The sequence below is a fragment of the Enterobacter chengduensis genome (assembly GCF_001984825.2).
GTDB lineage: Bacteria > Pseudomonadota > Gammaproteobacteria > Enterobacterales > Enterobacteriaceae > Enterobacter > Enterobacter chengduensis.
The window spans coordinates 1,510,648-1,528,000 of the sequence record NZ_CP043318.1 but is presented as its reverse complement, the minus strand read 5'-3'; the positions used below and the strand labels follow the sequence as shown (position 1 = coordinate 1,528,000).

Here is a 17,353-nt window from a genome sequence, read left to right as displayed (position 1 = left end):
AGTCAGATTAAACTGGAACCTTGCGGCCGGGCGGCAGAATGGTCAACATGATACCCTAACCTGACATACGTAAAAAAAGAACTTTGCCATGAAATTGAATACCCGAGCGCAAACTGCACAATCGCCGAACAATAATTCTCCCATCGTACTGGTTCACGGCCTTTTTGGCAGCCTGGATAACCTCGGCGTGCTGGCGCGCGATCTGGTTACCGACCACGATATTGTGCAGGTCGATATGCGCAATCACGGTCTTTCCGGGCGTTCGGACGAGATGACCTACGCCGCGATGGCGCACGACCTGCTGGATACGCTGGACGCCAACGGTCTGCAAAAGGTGACGCTCATTGGGCATTCAATGGGGGGCAAAGCGGTAATGGCCCTGACGGCGCTGGCGCCGGAGCGTATCAGCGGCCTAGTGGTGATTGACGTCGCGCCCGTGGATTATGACGTCCGCCGTCACGACGAGATTTTTGCCGCCATTGATGCGGTCACAGAAGCGGGTGTCGCGACACGCCAACAGGCGGCTGCCGTCATGCGTGAGCATCTTGATGAAGAGGGCGTCGTGCAGTTTCTGCTGAAGTCGTTTGTTGACGGACAGTGGCGTTTTAACGTGCCGGTACTCTGGGACCAGTACAACAATATCGTAGGCTGGGAAAGCGTCCCCGCCTGGCCGCACCCTACCCTCTTCATTCGCGGCGGTCACTCCCCTTACGTTACCGATGCGTACCGCGACGCCATACTGGCGCAATTCCCGCAGGCTCGCGCCCACGTGATTGCCGGTGCCGGACACTGGGTGCATGCGGAAAAACCGGAAGCCGTTCTGCGCGCCATCCGCCGCTATCTCGCTGATACGGCAAATTGATTAAAAAGGAAGCGACTGGAAGACTGCGGGCTTCCAGTCGTTGGCGTGCCGTTTTTGGTGATGTATGATGGCGCGCTTATCGCCCGGGCATTAGCAGGGCGGCGTGTTTCCCCCGAAGTCTCAGAATCATGGCCAAAGAACAAACGGACCGTACGACACTAGATCTGTTCGCGAACGAGCGTCGCCCGGGACGACCCAAGACGAATCCGCTTTCGCGCGATGAACAGCTGCGTATCAATAAACGCAACCAGCTTAAACGCGATAAAAATCGTGGGCTTAAGCGTGTCGAACTGAAGCTGAACGCCGACGCCGTCGATGCGCTTAACGAGCTGGCCGACGCGCGAAATATCAGCCGCAGCGAGCTCATTGAAGAGATGCTGATCGCCCAGCTTGAGACGTTACGCCGCCAGGCATAAGTCTGAAAATCCCCTTTATCGCCCTTTTCATGTAGCACAGAGTGCAGTCCTGCGCGATAGCTGTTTCCGCAGGGTTGCCAGTTCTGCTATTATTGCCCTTATCCGTGGCCGAATTGCGCCACCATACTATTAAGTTTCAAGAGGTTATTTTACTCATGGCAATCATCGGCATTTTCTTTGGCAGTGATACCGGCAATACCGAAAATATCGCAAAAAACATTCAGAAACAGCTCGGTAAAGACGTTGCTGATGTGCATGACATCGCCAAGAGCAGCAAAGAAGATCTGGAAGGCTATGACATTCTGCTGCTGGGTATCCCAACCTGGTACTACGGTGAAGCCCAGTGCGACTGGGATGATTTCTTCCCGACGCTGGAAGAAGTGGACTTCAACGGTAAGCTGGTCGCCCTGTTTGGCTGCGGCGATCAGGAAGACTACGCCGAATACTTCTGTGATGCGCTGGGCACCATCCGCGATATCATTGAGCCGAATGGCGCGGTTATCGTAGGCCACTGGCCGACCGCCGGTTACCACTTCGAAGCCTCTAAAGGCCTGGCCGATGACGATCACTTCGTGGGTCTGGCCATCGACGAAGACCGCCAGCCAGAACTGACCGCCGAGCGCGTTGAGAAGTGGGTGAAGCAGATCCGTGAAGAACTTCACCTGGACGCGATTCTTAACGCCTGATTTTTATCGCGGCGCAACCGCGGTTGCGCCCATGCCCCAGGTCAAACCGATTAAATTAATTGCTACAATCTTTTAACTTTTTCGCCCAGACCTGTACAATGTCTCCCTGATAAAATGGGTTTTCCATTGAGCAAGTTTGTTGGTGATACCCCATTTTTATAAGCATATTTTGCCTGAGACTTGCAGTTTTCATTTAGCCATGGCAGTTCTATAATGAGACGCATTATCCCAAGTGCATTTTCTGTCACTTCCTACAGAAGTGAATCGTTTAGCAACAGGACAGATTCCGCATGACTGACAACAATACCGCATTAAAGAAGGCTGGCCTGAAAGTTACGCTTCCTCGGTTAAAAATCCTCGAAGTGCTTCAGGGTCCAGACAATCACCATGTCAGTGCGGAAGACCTTTATAAACGTCTTATCGACATGGGTGAAGAGATTGGGCTGGCTACCGTTTATCGCGTGCTGAACCAGTTTGATGACGCGGGCATTGTTACCCGTCATAATTTCGAGGGCGGTAAATCTGTCTTCGAACTGACCCAGCAGCAGCACCACGATCACCTGATCTGCCTCGACTGCGGCAAGGTCATTGAATTTAGCGATGACTCCATCGAAGCGCGCCAGCGTGAAATCGCCGCGCGTCACGGCATCCGTCTGACCAACCACAGCCTGTACCTTTACGGTCACTGTGCTGAAGGCGATTGCCGCGAAGACGACCATGCGCACGATGCGAAATAATCGAGTGTTTATACTCTGAGCCAGCCGTAAGGTTGGCTTTTTTTTGCCTTAAAAAGCCCGGTAAGCGCAGCGCCACCGGGCGTAAAACAGCTCATTAGTTATTATTGCTGCGAATTTCCTGCCAGATCTTATCGCAACGCTTCGCCACTTCCTGATCGTTACCGGTTTTACGCGCCTGAATACAGGCCTGGTAATCCATCACGCGGACGTTCTCCTGCGTCGCGAACTGCTCATGCGCTTTCTCTTTCTTGAGCACGTTCAGCACGCTCTGACAGGCTTCAATTTTTTCCGGCGAGCCCTCTGCAGTATTTATGCAGGCGCTATACGCCTCCTTCAGACGGGAGTCTTCTTTCGGTGCCTGCGTCTGGGTACACGCCACCAGCCCCGACGCCAGCAGCGCGACGATTACGATTTTTTTCATCATGTGCAGTCTCCATACCGGCGGGGCTCAGCCCGCCGGACGATTCATCAGAAGATGGTGAATGGGGCAATAACCATGAATTTCACGTCACGTTCATCCTGGAAGATGTTGCCGTAGCCGCCCGCATAGCTTGGGATATCGGAGTGGTTGTCGTACTGGGTGAAGTGCAGTTTGAACATCGTCCCTTTCGCGCGGCCATCCTGCAGGGTATAGATAGCATCAAGGCTGTAGGAAGACTCTTTCAGGCGATAGTTGGGATCGTAGTATGCGTCCGGCGTTGCCATATCGGCAGGTTTTGCATCCCAGGCGTAAGCGTAAGAAGCGCCCACCGCCCAGCCAGGCAGGTTCCAGTTTTTCAGGTCGTACATGGCGCCGAAGAAGACCGCTTTCTCGCCGTCGGCGTTGAAGTCTGAACGGTTATCCCACCAGATATCAAGACGACCGTTGGATGAGGCATAGGTCGGGGTCATACGCTGCAGGAAGTAGCCCTGCTGCCCTTCCGCCTTCACCCATGTGCCTTCCAGACGCAAATCAACCTGACCGACCTTATAGCCGAAGGTTAACGCCTGCAGCCACGCGGTGCCGTCATAAATGTCATTGACGCCGCCGTCGCTGACCTTGTCACGCGTACCGTAGAACTGGTAGCTGGTGCTCAGCGGGCTGCCTGCGATATCAAATTTGTAGCTGGCTTTAGCAAAATACTGATCGATATAGCCTTCCGCCTGACCAAATGCGGCTTCCAGTACCAGATCGTTTTTGAAGTCATACTTCGCGCCCAGCGAGTGCAGGTAATCGACTTTGGTTTTCTTATCGTTCTGGTAGAACTTGTCCATCTCAATGTGCCACGGTGCTTTATACTCGTTGGTCCACATATAGGAGAAGCTCAGCGCCCCCGCATCACCGTAGTCAAAGTTAGCCCCGGCTTCCGCCCCCTGATAGGTGCCCGGCATAAAGCTCCAGTGCGGGGCTAACAGGGTCTGGCCGGTTGGCTGGATGTATCCGCCGCGCGCCCATACCGGACCGTACTTAAATTTCGCAGCCGCTTTGTAAAGGCTGATACCGCTCTTATCCCCGGACCAGTCTTCATCATAGGCTTTGTTGCTGGAGGAGAAGGCGATTTCGTTCGGGTGGCCGCTGTCGCCGTTTTCCGCCATTTCGATTGCGGTAAACGCAGCAATATCCAGACCGAACATATCGGCGGCATAGCCTGACTGGAAGTCCAGGTTGGCGTTCCAGGTGGAGTGTGAAAGGTTGGTTTTATATTTGTCTTCGTTGACGTCTTTACGGTCACGCTCGCGCTGCCAGTAATAGATACCGCCCGTGAGGGTAGAATCGTCGATGAACCCTGCCGCTTTCGCTTCTGGCGTCACCACCAGGCCCGACATTGCTGTCACACCGGCAATAGCCAGCGCCAGCGCACTACGTTTGCCACTGAACGTACGCATAGATTATTCCTCTTTGACGAATTAAAACGCCTGAAACGGCGTAAATAAAAAAGACCAAATGGTCAGGGGTAGTTTTAAATACCCTCGAATTAACTACCGTCTTTAGGTTATTTTTCGCGACGCGAATTATCAATGCTTTTCAGCGGGCAAAAGTCAGGATTATGACGAAGTGCACATAATTGGTAGTGCTTTGTAACATTTGCAGTAAAGCGAGGAATGACGGGGAATTGTCAGGTATTTCAGTTAGTAGACGCGGGATTACTTTTCTTTTTTATAACCTTTTTGATTTTCGTAATGACACAAACTTTTTTTTGAAAAATAAGTAGCACCTCATTGACCTGTTATTTTCATAAGGCTGCTTTAGGCCCTGGCTTAATACCCTGATCGTTATATAAAAAAACGCCGCATAGTGCGGCGTTTGTCTCTCATTGACCAGAGCAGCAATATTATTCGCCGATCTTCGTCCAGGTGTCACGCAGGCCGACGGTACGGTTAAATACCGGTTTTTCCGCCGTGCTGTAACGGCTGTCCAGGCAGAAGTAACCTTCGCGTTCAAACTGGAACGCTTTGCCTGCTTCAGCCGCTTTCAGGGACGGCTCAGCGTAGCCCTGCTTGATGACCAGAGATTCCGGATTGATGGTCGCCAGGAAGTCTTCCGCCGCACCTGGGTTAGGCACGCTGAACAGACGATCGTACAGACGGATCTCTACCGGCAGCGCGTGAGATGCGCTCACCCAGTGAATAACGCCTTTCACCTTGCGGCCATCGGCAGGATCCTTGCTCAGCGTTTCCGCATCGTAAGAACAGAAGATGGTGGTGATATTTCCTTCTGCATCTTTCTCAACGCGCTCGGCTTTGATCACGTAAGCGTTACGCAGACGCACTTCTTTACCCAGCACCAGACGCTTGTACTGCTTGTTGGCTTCTTCGCGGAAGTCAGCGCGGTCAATCCAGATCTCGCCGCTGAACGGCACGTCACGGCTGCCCATTTCCGGTTTGTTCGGATGGTTAGGCATGGCAACCAGCTCGCTCGCCCCCTGCGGATAGTTTTCGATAACCAGCTTCACCGGGTCGATAACCGCCATCGCACGCGGGGCGTTCTCGTTCAGGTCTTCGCGAATGCAGGACTCCAGGGAGGCCATCTCGATGGTGTTGTCCTGCTTGGTCACGCCGATGCGCTTGCAGAACTCACGAATAGAGGCCGCCGTGTAACCACGACGACGCAGACCAGAGATGGTTGGCATGCGTGGGTCATCCCAGCCTTCAACGTGCTTCTCGGTCACCAGCTGATTCAGCTTACGCTTGGACATCACGGTGTATTCCAGATTCAGACGAGAGAACTCGTACTGACGCGGATGCACAGGAATGGTGATGTTATCCAGCACCCAGTCATACAGGCGACGGTTGTCCTGGAACTCCAGCGTACACAGGGAGTGCGTAATGCCTTCCAGCGCATCGCTGATGCAGTGGGTGAAGTCGTACATCGGGTAGATGCACCACTTGTTGCCGGTCTGGTGGTGTTCTGCGAACTTAATGCGGTACAGCACCGGATCGCGCATCACGATGAACGGAGACGCCATGTCGATTTTGGCACGCAGGCACGCTTTGCCCTCTTCGAAGCCACCCGCACGCATTTTTTCAAACAGCGCCAGGTTCTCCTCCACGCTGCGATCGCGGAACGGGCTGTTTTTGCCCGGCGCGGTCAGCGTGCCGCGGTACTCACGGATCTCATCTGCTGACAGTTCGTCAACATACGCCAGACCTTTATTGATAAGCTCTACCGCGTAGGCATACAGCCGATCAAAGTAGTCAGAGGAGTAGCAGATATCGCCAGACCAGTTGAAGCCCAGCCATTGCACGTCGTTCTTGATGGACTCAACGTATTCGATGTCTTCTTTTACTGGGTTGGTGTCATCGAAACGCAGGTTGCACTGTCCCTGGTAATCTTGCGCAATGCCAAAGTTCAGGCAAATGGACTTCGCATGCCCGATATGCAGGTAGCCGTTCGGCTCCGGCGGGAAGCGGGTATGTATTGTGGTGTGCTTACCACTGGCCAGATCTTCATCGATGATCTGACGAATAAAGTTACTCGGGCGGGCTTCTGCCTCACTCATCGTGGATTCCTCAAAGCGTAAACAACGTATAACGGCATATGATCTTATAAGCCGGACGAAGAGACAACCCTTATGTAACGGAAAAACCGTTACCAATAAAAAAAGCGGCGGAGGATATCCCCCGCCGCTTAAGGCATGACTCTACTCAGGAGCGATTACTTGCCTTTAATCTCATACAGCGGGGTTTGACCTGCAACAACCTGACCTTTCGCCTGGATGACCAGACCGCTGAAGTCGTCGATGTTGCTGCAAACCACCGGGCTTATCATGGAGCGTGCGTTAGCGTTCAGGAAGTCCAGATCCATTTCCAGAACCGGCTGCCCGGCCACCACTTCAGCGCCCTCTTCCACCAGGCGAGTAAAGCCTTTACCGTTCAGCGCCACGGTATCGATGCCCATGTGGACCACGATCTCCGCGCCATTTTCGGTTTCGAGGCAGAACGCGTGGTTGGTGTTGAAAATTTTCACGATGGTACCGGATGCTGGAGACACAACGGTTTTATCCGTTGGTTTCACCGCCACGCCGTCACCGACCGCTTTGCTGGCAAAGGCTTCGTCAGGTACCTGCTCAAGGTCAACGACGTCACCCGTTACCGGAGAGACCAGAGCAGCAACCGTTACGGCGTTAGGCACGGCCTGCGGCTTCGCGACCGGGGCAGCCGTCGCCGCAGGTGCACTGTCGGCTGATGCCGCTGCGACCGGGCCACGGGCAACCACTTTCTTCATTTCATCACCGATAGATTCCGCTTTGGCACCCACGATGACCTGGATAGTTTGTTTGTTCAGCTTAACGACGCCAGATGCGCCAAGACGTTTACACATTGCGTCGCTGACGCGCGCAGAGTCGCCCACGGTCAGACGCAGACGGGTAATACAGGCATCAATGGCTTTCAGGTTGTCGGTACCGCCGACTGCGGCAATGTAGCTGGTTGCCAGCTGGGTTAAACCTTCTTCGGTATTGCTGTTGGCTTCGCTGGTCACAACGTCATCAGTGGTGTCTTCGCGTCCCGGCGTTTTGAGGTTAAACATACGAATAACCGCGGTGAACAGGACGAAGTAGATGACGAAGAAGGCCGCGCCCATGACCACCAGCATCCAGACGTTCTTGCTTGCCGCCGGCAGGTTGTACATCAGCACGTAGTCGATCGCGCCTGCGGAGAAGGAGAAGCCCGCATGAATGCCCAGCAGGGTTGCCACAAACAGGCTGATGCCGGTTAACACCGCGTGCATCAGGTACAGCAGCGGAGCCAGGAACATGAACAGGAATTCCAGAGGCTCGGTTACGCCGGTCAGGAATGCGGTAATGGCCACTGACAGCAGCATACCGCCGACCATTGGACGACGCGCCTTTGGCGCTGCCAGGTACATTGCCAGCGCAGCGCCCGGCAGACCAAACATCATGATTGGGAAGAAGCCGGACATAAACATGCCCGCGGTGCCGTCACCCGCGTAGAAGCGGTTGATGTCGCCGTGGAAAATCGTGCCTGCCGCGTTGGTGAACTCACCAATCTGGAACCAGGCGATGGTATTGAGGACCTGGTGCAGACCGGTTGGGATCAGCAGACGGTTAATGAAACCGAAGATGCCCGCGCCCAAAGCGCCTGCAGAGACGATCCACTCGCCGCCCGCATGGATAGCATGCTGCACCGGTGGCCAAACGTAGCCAAAGATGGCGGCCAGTACCAGACAGAAGAAGCCTGTGGCGATCGGCACGAAACGTTTGCCGCCAAAGAAGCTCAGGAAGTCTGGCAGCTTGATGTTCGCCCAGCGGTTGTACACCGCACCGCCGACCAGGCCGGTAATGATACCCGCCAGCACGCCCATGTTGATTTCGGGGTTAATCGTTACCATCGCTTTCGTCAGGATGAAATAACCGACAGCCCCTGCCAGTGCTGCGGCACCCGCGCTGTCTTTTGACCAGCTAGAGGCAACACCGATGGCGAAAATCAGCGCCAGGTTGTCAAAAATGGCACCGCCCGCCTGAGCAATAAACGGTACGTTAAGAAGATCGGGTTGCCCGAATCGCAGCAGCAGCGCTGCAACCGGTAGCACGGCGATAGGGAGCTGCAAAGCCCTACCGAGGCGCTGGAAAAAACCTAAAATATTCATCCTATTCCCCCTACGAGACCCTTTTCAGGCTCGCGCATAAACTATGTTTTTATTGTGTCGCTAACGATAGATACCGTTGATAATTCACTGGCAGTCTGAGTGTGTGAAAAATTAATTCGTATCGCAAATTAAACACCTATTTTTTGTGATTTTTGTCACCAAATATCGTATTCAGCCCTCCCTTTCACTGGCTAACAGCGAAAACTTATTTTATCATTCAAAAAATCAAGGCGGATTGATCCGGCCTGAAAGTTTCCAGGTTACGCTTTAGTATCAGGTTCCGAAGCCATCCGCCCACTCTTCTACTTAAACTTTGAGGTGAACAATGAGACTGATTCCCCTGGCAACGGCTGAACAAGTCGGTAAATGGGCCGCTCGCCATATCGTTAACCGCATTAACGCGTTTAAACCGACCGCCGATCGTCCTTTCGTTCTTGGTCTTCCAACCGGCGGCACGCCGCTGACCGCCTACAAGGCGCTGGTTGAGATGCATAAAGCAGGCCAGGTTAGCTTCAAACATGTTGTCACCTTCAATATGGATGAATACGTTGGCTTACCGAAAGACCATCCGGAAAGCTACCATAGCTTCATGCACCGTAATTTCTTTGATCACGTTGATATCCCTGCTGAAAACATTAACCTGCTGAATGGAAATGCGCCTGATATTGACGCAGAATGCCGTCAGTATGAAGAAAAAATCCGTTCTTACGGTAAAATCCACCTGTTTATGGGCGGCGTGGGCAACGATGGTCATATCGCGTTTAACGAACCGGCGTCATCTCTGGCTTCCCGCACCCGTATTAAAACGCTGACCCATGACACGCGCGTGGCAAACTCCCGCTTCTTTGACGGTGACGTGAACCAGGTTCCAAAATACGCCCTGACCGTTGGCGTAGGCACCCTGCTGGATGCTGAAGAAGTGATGATTCTGGTGCTGGGCGGCGTGAAGGCGCAAGCGCTCCAGGCTGCCGTTGAAGGCAACGTTAACCACATGTGGACCATCAGCTGCCTGCAGCTGCACCCTAAATCAGTCATCGTCTGCGACGAGCCGTCCACGATGGAGCTGAAAGTGAAGACGCTGAAATACTTCAACGAGCTAGAAGCCGAGAACATCAAAGGTCTGTAATTGAATAACCGCCTCTGCATCAAGAGGCGGCCGCTTTTTTTAACCGGGGGTCGTTATGTACGCTTTAACCCACGGTCGGATTTATACCGGCCATGAAATTCTGGATGACCATGCGATTGTTATCGCGAATGGCCTGATTGAACGTGTTTGCCCGCTGGCAGAACTGCCGTCGGAGATTGAACAGCGCTCACTCAATGGAGCAGTAATCTCCCCCGGTTTCATCGACGTACAGCTGAACGGCTGCGGCGGTGTGCAATTCAATGACACCGCGGATGCGGTGACGGTCGAAACGCTGGAGATCATGCAGAAAGCCAACGAGAAATCGGGCTGCACCAGCTATCTGCCAACGCTCATCACCAGCAGCGATGACCTGATGAAGCAGGGCATCCGCGTGATGCGTGAATACCTGGCTAAACATCCGAATCAGGCGCTCGGCCTGCACCTTGAAGGGCCATGGCTGAACATGGTCAAGAAAGGGACGCATAATCCAGACTATGTGCGTAAACCTGACGCGGAGCTGGTTGATTACATGTGTGCCAACGCCGATGTAATCGCCAAAGTCACCCTGGCGCCTGAAATGACGGGCACGGACGTCATCAGCAAACTGGCTGCTGCCGGAATTATCGTTTCAGCTGGCCACTCAAACGCCACGCTGAAAGAAGCGAAAGCCGGTTTCCGCGCGGGCATTACCTTTGCGACGCATCTTTATAACGCCATGCCGTATATCACGGGGCGTGAACCCGGTCTGGTCGGGGCGATTCTGGATGAGCCAGACGTCTACTGCGGCATTATCGCGGACGGCTTACACGTCGATTACACCAACATTCGCAACGCGAAGCGGCTGAAAGGTGACAAGCTCTGCCTGGTGACCGATGCCACCGCACCGGCAGGTGCAAATATTGAGCAGTTCATTTTTGCCGGTAAAACAATATACTACCGCAATGGACTGTGTGTGGATGAAAACGGTACGCTGAGCGGTTCCTCTCTGACCATGATTGAAGGGGTGCGTAACCTGGTTGAACATTGCGGGATTGCGCTTGATGAAGTCCTGCGTATGGCAACCCTTTATCCGGCTCGCGCAATCGGCGTGGATAAAAAGCTCGGCGGAATTGCACCAGGTATGGTTGCAAACCTGACGGCATTCACACACGATTATAAAATTATTAAGACCATCGTTAATGGTAACGAGGTCGTCACTGAGTAAGTAAAAGTATGACACCTGGCGGACAAGCTCAAATCGGTAATGTCGATCTCGTTAAACAACTTAACAGTGCGGCAGTGTACCGCCTGATTGACCAACACGGCCCCATCTCGCGGATTCAGATAGCCGAACAAAGCCAGCTTGCTCCCGCCAGCGTGACAAAAATTACCCGTCAGCTCATTGAGCGCGGTTTGATCAAAGAAGTCGATCAGCAGGCCTCCACCGGGGGCCGCCGCGCCATCTCCATCATCACCGAAACCCGCAATTTTCAGGCCATTGGCGTCCGGTTGGGCCGTCATGACACCACGCTCACGCTGTACGATCTGAGCAGTAAAGCCATTGCGGAAGAGCACTATCCTCTTCCGGAGCGCACCCAGGAGACGCTGGAGCATGCGCTGCTGAATACCATAGCGACGTTTATTGAAAGCTGCCAGCGCAAAATCCGCGAACTCATCGCCATCTCCGTGATTCTGCCCGGCCTGGTCGACCCGGAAAGCGGCGTGATCCGCTATATGCCGCACATTCAGGTGGAAAACTGGGCGCTGGTCGACGCGCTGGAAAAGCGTTTTAAGGTGACCTGCTTTGTGGGCCACGACATACGCTCGCTGGCGCTGGCAGAGCACTACTTTGGTGCGAGCCAGGACTGTGAAGACTCTATTCTGGTGCGCGTTCACCGCGGAACGGGGGCCGGTATTATCTCTAATGGCCGTATTTTTATTGGTCGCAACGGTAACGTTGGCGAGATCGGCCACATTCAGGTTGAGCCCCTCGGGGAGCGCTGCCACTGCGGCAATTTCGGCTGTCTTGAGACCATTGCCGCCAACACGGCCATCGAGCAGCGCGTTCGCCATCTCCTTGAACAGGGTTACCAAAGCCGCGTCACGCTGGACGACTGCAAGATAGGCACCATCTGCAAAGCCGCCAATAAAGGCGACGCGCTGGCCTGCGAGGTGATCGAGCAGGTTGGACGTCATCTGGGGAAAACCATCGCCATCGCCATCAATCTGTTTAATCCACAAAAAGTGGTCATCGCCGGTGAAATAGTGGAGGCGGAAAAGGTGCTGCTCCCCGCCATTGAAGGCTGTATTAACACCCAGGCGCTGAAAGCATTCCGCCAGAACCTTCCGGTGGTGCGTTCAAAGCTGGATCATCGCTCCGCGATTGGCGCATTCGCGCTGGTAAAACGCGCCATGCTCAACGGAATTCTGCTGCAGCATTTGCTGGAAAGCTGATCGGACCTTATAGTAACGCCTTCTTTTTTTGATGCCGGACTGTCCATGACCATTAAGAATGTAATTTGTGATATCGACGGCGTGCTGATGCACGATAACGTTGCCGTGCCGGGTGCTGCGGAGTTTCTTCACCGCATCATCGACAAAGGAATGCCACTGGTTCTGCTCACGAACTACCCTTCTCAGACCGGTCAGGATCTGGCAAACCGCTTCGCCACGGCGGGTGTCGACGTGCCGGACAGCGTGTTTTATACCTCGGCGATGGCCACGGCGGATTTCCTGAAGCGTCAGGAAGGGAAAAAAGCCTACGTCGTCGGTGAAGGCGCACTGATCCACGAGCTGTATAAAGCAGGCTTTACTATCACCGACGTGAATCCGGACTTCGTGATTGTCGGCGAGACGCGTTCCTTTAACTGGGAAATGATGCATAAGGCGGCCTACTTTGTCGCCAGCGGCGCGCGCTTTATCGCCACCAACCCGGATACGCACGGTCGCGGTTTTTATCCGGCCTGCGGCGCGCTGTGCGCCGGTATCGAAAAAATCTCTGGTCGCCAGCCGTTTGTTGTCGGTAAGCCCAGCCCGTGGATCATCCGTGCCGCCCTCAATAAGATGCAGGCGCACTCAGAAGAGACGGTGATTGTCGGCGACAACCTGCGCACCGACATTCTGGCCGGCTTCCAGGCGGGTCTGGAGACGATTCTGGTTCTCTCCGGCGTCTCTCAACTTGATGACATTGATTCGATGCCGTTCCGGCCGAGCTGGATTTATCCCTCCGTCGATGAAATTGACATTATCTGATACCTAACCACGCCTCAGGGCGTGGTTTTTTATTTTCTCGCCTGAAAAACACCACCACATCTAACAAAAAAGCGGTTTAATTGCATAATCATCAATAAATCAGCGCTCGCCATACGCTTTTTTCACCGATCCGCAACCGCCATTGCACTATTTCCGTTTTCGCCCGTAAAACGCTTGCGTGCCCTGCCCCTTTGCGGCATTTTCATAAGCAAGCAACATTACAAAGCAACAGGGTTAACGGAGAAGGTTATGTGTTCAATTTTTGGCGTACTGGATATTAAAACTGACGCGGGCGAACTGCGTAAAAAGGCACTCGAACTGTCCCGCCTGATGCGCCATCGCGGACCGGACTGGTCAGGCGTTTACGCCAGTGACAAAGCGATTCTGGCTCACGAACGTCTGTCTATTGTTGACGTCAACGCCGGTGCACAGCCGCTGTATAACGAGAAAAAAACGCACGCGCTGGCTGTTAACGGTGAAATCTATAACCATCAGGCGCTGCGCGCCGAGTATGGCGACCGCTACGCGTTCCAGACCGGGTCCGACTGTGAAGTGATCCTGGCGCTGTATCAGGAGAAAGGGCCCGAGTTCCTGGACGACCTGCAGGGCATGTTTGCCTTCGCCCTGTACGACAGCGAAAAAGACGCTTACCTGATTGGCCGTGACCATATCGGTATTATCCCGCTGTACATGGGCCACGATGAACACGGCAACTTCTATGTTGCCTCTGAAATGAAGGCCCTGGTACCGGTCTGCCGCACCATTAAAGAGTTCCCTGCAGGCAGCTACCTGTGGAGCAAAGACGGCGAGATCCGTCAGTATTACCAGCGCGACTGGTTCGACTATGACGCGGTTAAAGATAACGTCACGGACAAAGCCGAGCTGCGTCAGGCGCTGGAAGATTCCGTGAAAAGCCACCTGATGTCTGACGTACCTTACGGCGTACTGCTCTCCGGCGGTCTGGACTCCTCCGTGATCTCCGCGATCACCAAGAAATTTGCCGCTCGCCGCGTGGAGGATCAGGAGCGCTCCGAAGCCTGGTGGCCGCAGCTGCACTCCTTTGCCGTAGGTCTTGAAGGGGCACCTGACCTGAAAGCCGCGCAGGAGGTGGCAAACCACCTGGGCACCGTGCACCATGAAATTCACTTCACCGTGCAGGAAGGCCTGGATGCGATCCGCGATGTGATCTACCACATTGAAACCTATGACGTAACCACTATTCGCGCCTCAACGCCGATGTACCTGATGTCGCGTAAGATCAAGGCGATGGGCATCAAGATGGTGCTCTCCGGTGAAGGCTCTGACGAAGTGTTTGGCGGCTACCTGTACTTCCACAAAGCGCCGAACGCCAAAGAGCTGCACGAAGAGACCGTGCGTAAACTGCAGGCGCTGCACATGTTTGACTGCGCGCGCGCTAACAAGGCGATGTCCGCCTGGGGCGTGGAAGCACGCGTGCCGTTCCTGGATAAGAAATTCCTCGACGTCGCGATGCGCATCAACCCGCAGGACAAAATGTGCGGCAACGGTAAAATGGAAAAACATATCCTGCGCGAATGTTTTGAATCCTATCTGCCGGCGAGCGTGGCGTGGCGTCAAAAAGAGCAGTTCTCTGATGGCGTGGGCTATAGCTGGATCGACACCCTGAAAGAGGTCGCGGCGAAACAGGTTTCTGACCAACAGCTGGAAACCGCAAGCTTCCGCTTCCCGTACAACACGCCGGGTTCGAAAGAGGCATATCTGTACCGCGAGATCTTTGAAGAATTGTTCCCGGTACCGAGCGCTGCCGAGTGTGTGCCTGGCGGTCCGTCCGTCGCCTGCTCTTCCGCTAAAGCCATTGAATGGGATGAATCTTTCAAATCCATGAACGATCCGTCAGGACGCGCGGTAGGCGTTCACCAGTCTGCCTACAAATAATCACGACGATTCTAATCAGGCCCCTCTGGGGCCTTTTTTTTGCCTTGCATTCCACTCTCGAAAAACGATTAATAACCAATAATTGCCGAATATTCGGTCATGCTGTTCGCAACCTAACCAAACAGTCACATTCCGGCTATTTTCGTTGAAAAAGGTGTTGACGCTGCAAGGGTCTATACGCATAATGCGCCCCGCAACGCCGATAAGGTAACGCGAAAAAAGATGGCTACGTAGCTCAGTTGGTTAGAGCACATCACTCATAATGATGGGGTCACAGGTTCGAATCCCGTCGTAGCCACCATCTTTTTTGCGGGAGTGGCGAAATTGGTAGACGCACCAGATTTAGGTTCTGGCGCCGCAAGGTGTGCGAGTTCAAGTCTCGCCTCCCGCACCATTCCCAAGTATGCGTTGCACGGATGGGGTATCGCCAAGCGGTAAGGCACCGGTTTTTGATACCGGCATTCCCTGGTTCGAATCCAGGTACCCCAGCCATATTTCTTCGATTTTGCGGTTCTCCGCGGTATTGGGGTATCGCCAAGCGGTAAGGCACCGGTTTTTGATACCGGCATTCCCTGGTTCGAATCCAGGTACCCCAGCCATCGAAGATTGCAGTACTGGCTACGTAGCTCAGTTGGTTAGAGCACATCACTCATAATGATGGGGTCACAGGTTCGAATCCCGTCGTAGCCACCAAATTAGGATTGTTGATTTATCGGCAATCAAGACAAATTGTTGGGGTATCGCCAAGCGGTAAGGCACCGGATTCTGATTCCGGCATTCCGAGGTTCGAATCCTCGTACCCCAGCCAATTTAAAAAGTCGTTAAGCAGTTTGCTCAACGCAATTGGGGTGTCGCCAAGCGGTAAGGCTCTGGTTTCTGATACCAGCATTCCGGGGTTCGAATCCCTGCACCCCAGCCACTTAGTAACAAAAAAGCCCGCTCTGCGGGCTTTTTTGTTTTTGTTGTTCATAATGCCTGATGCCCACTCACCCTAACCCTCTCCCCAAAGGGGCGAGGGAATGGTCGAAGCAGCGATTAAAGTCCGAGAGCGTATTTCAGGGCCTGGCGTTTCAACCCACCGGCACGCTCCGCTGCCATCAATCCAATATTACGCAGAATACGAACTGGCGCCAGGTCATTGCTGAACCCGGCATAGAACAGATCCATCCCCGACTGCATGATGAAATTATCCGCCATACGCCGCGTCTGGTAGCGCTTCAGGACCTGATGGCTGGCCCAGTTTTCCGCATGTCCGCGGGCGCTGCCCAGCACATCCAGTAACGCATCAACATCACGGTACCCCAAATTCACGCCCTGCCCGGCCAGCGGATGAATGGTATGTGCAGCATCCCCCACCAGCGCCAGCCCTTCACGGGCATACTGCAACGCATGACGGCGCGTAAGCGGGAACGCCCCGGCGGCGACCGGCGTAACATGGCCCAGACGGCTCGGGAAGTGCAGCAGAATTTCGCGCTGCAGTTGTTCCATGTTCATCCCCTGCAGCTGGCGAATGCGCGCCGGTTTGTCGTACCACACCAGCGACGCCCAGTTTTCAAACAGCGGTAAAAAGGCGTGCGGGCCATTCGGGGTAAAGTGCTGCCAGGTACTCTCGCCCGGCGCATTCTCGCACTCGACGGTAATCAGCATGCAGGACTGTTCATACTGCCAGGCATGAACGCCAATGCCCGCCTTTTGTCTGACCTGTGAGTTAGCGCCGTCCGCACCGACGACCAGCTTCACGGCCAGTTCATCACCGCTGTCGAGCGTCAGCAGATAGCCACGATCGTGAGGATGAAGTGACTTAAGCGACGCAGGCACGCGCAGCGTCACCTTCGGATGCGCCTCCAGCGCCTGCCAGAGCGCCCGCTGGAGCACGTTGTTTTCTACCATATAGCCCAGGCGCGGCAGCTTCAGCTCAGCGGCATCAAACGCGACGTGGGCATTTTCCCACTCCCAGGTTTCGAGACGGCTGTAGGGATGGGCACGCATCGCCTGCACCGTCTCCCAGACGCCCAGCCCGCGGAGCAGATCGACGGACGCCGCGCTGATAGCCGAAATGCGCACATCCGGCTTGCTGGCGGGATCGAAAGTCGGCGGTGCAGCCTGTTCAATTACCGTTACCTCAAATCCCTGCTGCGCCAGCCCCAGCGCCAGCGCGCCGCCGACCATACCGCCGCCGACAACGGCAACTTCGGTGTGTAGGAGTGTCATGGTCAATTTTCCTTATTGGAGAATCCCTTAAGTTTACCGGATTTTTGCGGTCCTGAGGCACACAACCTTCATACTGGTCACA

Annotated in this window: 14 protein-coding genes and 7 tRNA genes; 16 read left to right on the top strand and 5 right to left on the bottom strand. The window is 54.3% G+C overall.

Annotation, left to right across the window (positions count from 1 at the left end):
* Window positions 1-88 precede the first annotated feature (88 nt).
* The 4 genes from ybfF to fur all read left to right on the top strand — a co-directional run bounded on the left by ybfF (window position 89) and on the right by fur (window position 2,701).
* Window positions 89-862: an esterase gene (gene ybfF / locus FY206_RS07560; protein ID WP_032638884.1), complete on the top strand. Its 774-nt coding sequence runs from the start codon at window positions 89-91 to the stop codon at window positions 860-862.
* 128 nt (window positions 863-990) lie between these two features.
* Window positions 991-1,278 (top strand): LexA regulated protein, encoded by a 288-nt coding sequence (gene ybfE / locus FY206_RS07555; protein ID WP_032638882.1) that lies wholly within the window; start codon window positions 991-993, stop codon window positions 1,276-1,278.
* A 155-nt stretch (window positions 1,279-1,433) separates the two neighbouring features.
* Window positions 1,434-1,964, top strand: a complete 531-nt coding sequence (gene fldA, locus FY206_RS07550) for a flavodoxin FldA (RefSeq protein WP_061098867.1) — start codon at window positions 1,434-1,436, stop codon at window positions 1,962-1,964.
* Between the two features lie 290 nt (window positions 1,965-2,254).
* Complete coding sequence (fur, locus tag FY206_RS07545; RefSeq protein WP_014169146.1) at window positions 2,255-2,701, top strand: ferric iron uptake transcriptional regulator; 447 nt, start codon at window positions 2,255-2,257, stop codon at window positions 2,699-2,701.
* Window positions 2,702-2,795: 94 nt separating this feature from the next.
* On the opposite strand, the gene chiQ is transcribed toward fur, so the two are convergent.
* From chiQ to nagE, 4 genes are all read right to left on the bottom strand, one after another.
* Window positions 2,796-3,122: a ChiQ/YbfN family lipoprotein gene (gene chiQ, locus FY206_RS07540; protein WP_032642501.1), complete on the bottom strand. Its 327-nt coding sequence runs from the start codon at window positions 3,120-3,122 to the stop codon at window positions 2,796-2,798.
* A gap of 47 nt (window positions 3,123-3,169) precedes the next feature.
* Complete coding sequence (gene chiP, locus FY206_RS07535; protein WP_032638878.1) at window positions 3,170-4,567, bottom strand: chitoporin ChiP; 1,398 nt, start codon at window positions 4,565-4,567, stop codon at window positions 3,170-3,172.
* A 446-nt stretch (window positions 4,568-5,013) separates the two neighbouring features.
* A complete protein-coding gene (glnS, locus tag FY206_RS07530; RefSeq protein ID WP_032638876.1) occupies window positions 5,014-6,681 on the bottom strand; it encodes a glutamine--tRNA ligase in 1,668 nt (555 codons plus the stop codon).
* A gap of 155 nt (window positions 6,682-6,836) precedes the next feature.
* Complete coding sequence (nagE, locus tag FY206_RS07525; RefSeq protein ID WP_032638874.1) at window positions 6,837-8,789, bottom strand: PTS N-acetyl glucosamine transporter subunit IIABC; 1,953 nt, start codon at window positions 8,787-8,789, stop codon at window positions 6,837-6,839.
* Between the two features lie 325 nt (window positions 8,790-9,114).
* Between nagE and nagB the strand changes: the two genes are divergently transcribed.
* The 12 genes from nagB to FY206_RS07465 all read left to right on the top strand — a co-directional run bounded on the left by nagB (window position 9,115) and on the right by FY206_RS07465 (window position 15,979).
* A complete protein-coding gene (gene nagB, locus FY206_RS07520; protein ID WP_008501061.1) occupies window positions 9,115-9,915 on the top strand; it encodes a glucosamine-6-phosphate deaminase in 801 nt (266 codons plus the stop codon).
* A 55-nt stretch (window positions 9,916-9,970) separates the two neighbouring features.
* On the top strand, window positions 9,971-11,119 hold the full coding sequence (nagA, locus tag FY206_RS07515; RefSeq protein ID WP_032638872.1) for an N-acetylglucosamine-6-phosphate deacetylase: 1,149 nt from the start codon (window positions 9,971-9,973) through the stop codon (window positions 11,117-11,119).
* Window positions 11,120-11,127: 8 nt separating this feature from the next.
* Window positions 11,128-12,348: a DNA-binding transcriptional regulator NagC gene (nagC, locus tag FY206_RS07510; RefSeq protein WP_032638870.1), complete on the top strand. Its 1,221-nt coding sequence runs from the start codon at window positions 11,128-11,130 to the stop codon at window positions 12,346-12,348.
* A 45-nt stretch (window positions 12,349-12,393) separates the two neighbouring features.
* Entirely contained in the window at window positions 12,394-13,146 is a 753-nt protein-coding gene (gene nagD, locus FY206_RS07505) for a ribonucleotide monophosphatase NagD (protein ID WP_023310763.1), read from the top strand.
* A 249-nt stretch (window positions 13,147-13,395) separates the two neighbouring features.
* Window positions 13,396-15,060 (top strand): asparagine synthase B, encoded by a 1,665-nt coding sequence (gene asnB / locus FY206_RS07500; RefSeq protein WP_010428626.1) that lies wholly within the window; start codon window positions 13,396-13,398, stop codon window positions 15,058-15,060.
* 224 nt (window positions 15,061-15,284) lie between these two features.
* Window positions 15,285-15,361: transfer RNA gene (locus FY206_RS07495), tRNA-Met, on the top strand.
* 8 nt (window positions 15,362-15,369) lie between these two features.
* Window positions 15,370-15,454, top strand: a tRNA-Leu gene (locus tag FY206_RS07490).
* Window positions 15,455-15,477: 23 nt separating this feature from the next.
* Window positions 15,478-15,552: transfer RNA gene (locus FY206_RS07485), tRNA-Gln, on the top strand.
* Window positions 15,553-15,584: 32 nt separating this feature from the next.
* A tRNA-Gln gene (locus FY206_RS07480) sits at window positions 15,585-15,659 on the top strand.
* Between the two features lie 17 nt (window positions 15,660-15,676).
* Window positions 15,677-15,753: transfer RNA gene (locus FY206_RS07475), tRNA-Met, on the top strand.
* Between the two features lie 40 nt (window positions 15,754-15,793).
* Window positions 15,794-15,868 (top strand) — tRNA-Gln (locus tag FY206_RS07470).
* 36 nt (window positions 15,869-15,904) lie between these two features.
* Window positions 15,905-15,979 (top strand) — tRNA-Gln (locus FY206_RS07465).
* 116 nt (window positions 15,980-16,095) lie between these two features.
* Here FY206_RS07465 and ubiF read toward each other — a convergent pair.
* Window positions 16,096-17,271, bottom strand: a complete 1,176-nt coding sequence (ubiF, locus tag FY206_RS07460; protein ID WP_032638868.1) for a 3-demethoxyubiquinol 3-hydroxylase — start codon at window positions 17,269-17,271, stop codon at window positions 16,096-16,098.
* Window positions 17,272-17,353 lie beyond the last annotated feature (82 nt).

Coding starts and splice junctions, on each gene's coding strand:
- ubiF (WP_032638868.1), bottom strand. CDS start 17,271: ATGACACTCCTACACACCGAAGTTGCCGTTGTCGGCGGCGGTATGGTC.
- fldA (WP_061098867.1), top strand. CDS start 1,434: ATGGCAATCATCGGCATTTTCTTTGGCAGTGATACCGGCAATACCGAA.
- chiP (WP_032638878.1), bottom strand. CDS start 4,567: ATGCGTACGTTCAGTGGCAAACGTAGTGCGCTGGCGCTGGCTATTGCC.
- nagC (WP_032638870.1), top strand. CDS start 11,128: ATGACACCTGGCGGACAAGCTCAAATCGGTAATGTCGATCTCGTTAAA.
- chiQ (WP_032642501.1), bottom strand. CDS start 3,122: ATGAAAAAAATCGTAATCGTCGCGCTGCTGGCGTCGGGGCTGGTGGCG.
- nagB (WP_008501061.1), top strand. CDS start 9,115: ATGAGACTGATTCCCCTGGCAACGGCTGAACAAGTCGGTAAATGGGCC.
- asnB (WP_010428626.1), top strand. CDS start 13,396: ATGTGTTCAATTTTTGGCGTACTGGATATTAAAACTGACGCGGGCGAA.
- glnS (WP_032638876.1), bottom strand. CDS start 6,681: ATGAGTGAGGCAGAAGCCCGCCCGAGTAACTTTATTCGTCAGATCATC.
- nagE (WP_032638874.1), bottom strand. CDS start 8,789: ATGAATATTTTAGGTTTTTTCCAGCGCCTCGGTAGGGCTTTGCAGCTC.
- ybfF (WP_032638884.1), top strand. CDS start 89: ATGAAATTGAATACCCGAGCGCAAACTGCACAATCGCCGAACAATAAT.
- fur (WP_014169146.1), top strand. CDS start 2,255: ATGACTGACAACAATACCGCATTAAAGAAGGCTGGCCTGAAAGTTACG.
- nagD (WP_023310763.1), top strand. CDS start 12,394: ATGACCATTAAGAATGTAATTTGTGATATCGACGGCGTGCTGATGCAC.
- ybfE (WP_032638882.1), top strand. CDS start 991: ATGGCCAAAGAACAAACGGACCGTACGACACTAGATCTGTTCGCGAAC.
- nagA (WP_032638872.1), top strand. CDS start 9,971: ATGTACGCTTTAACCCACGGTCGGATTTATACCGGCCATGAAATTCTG.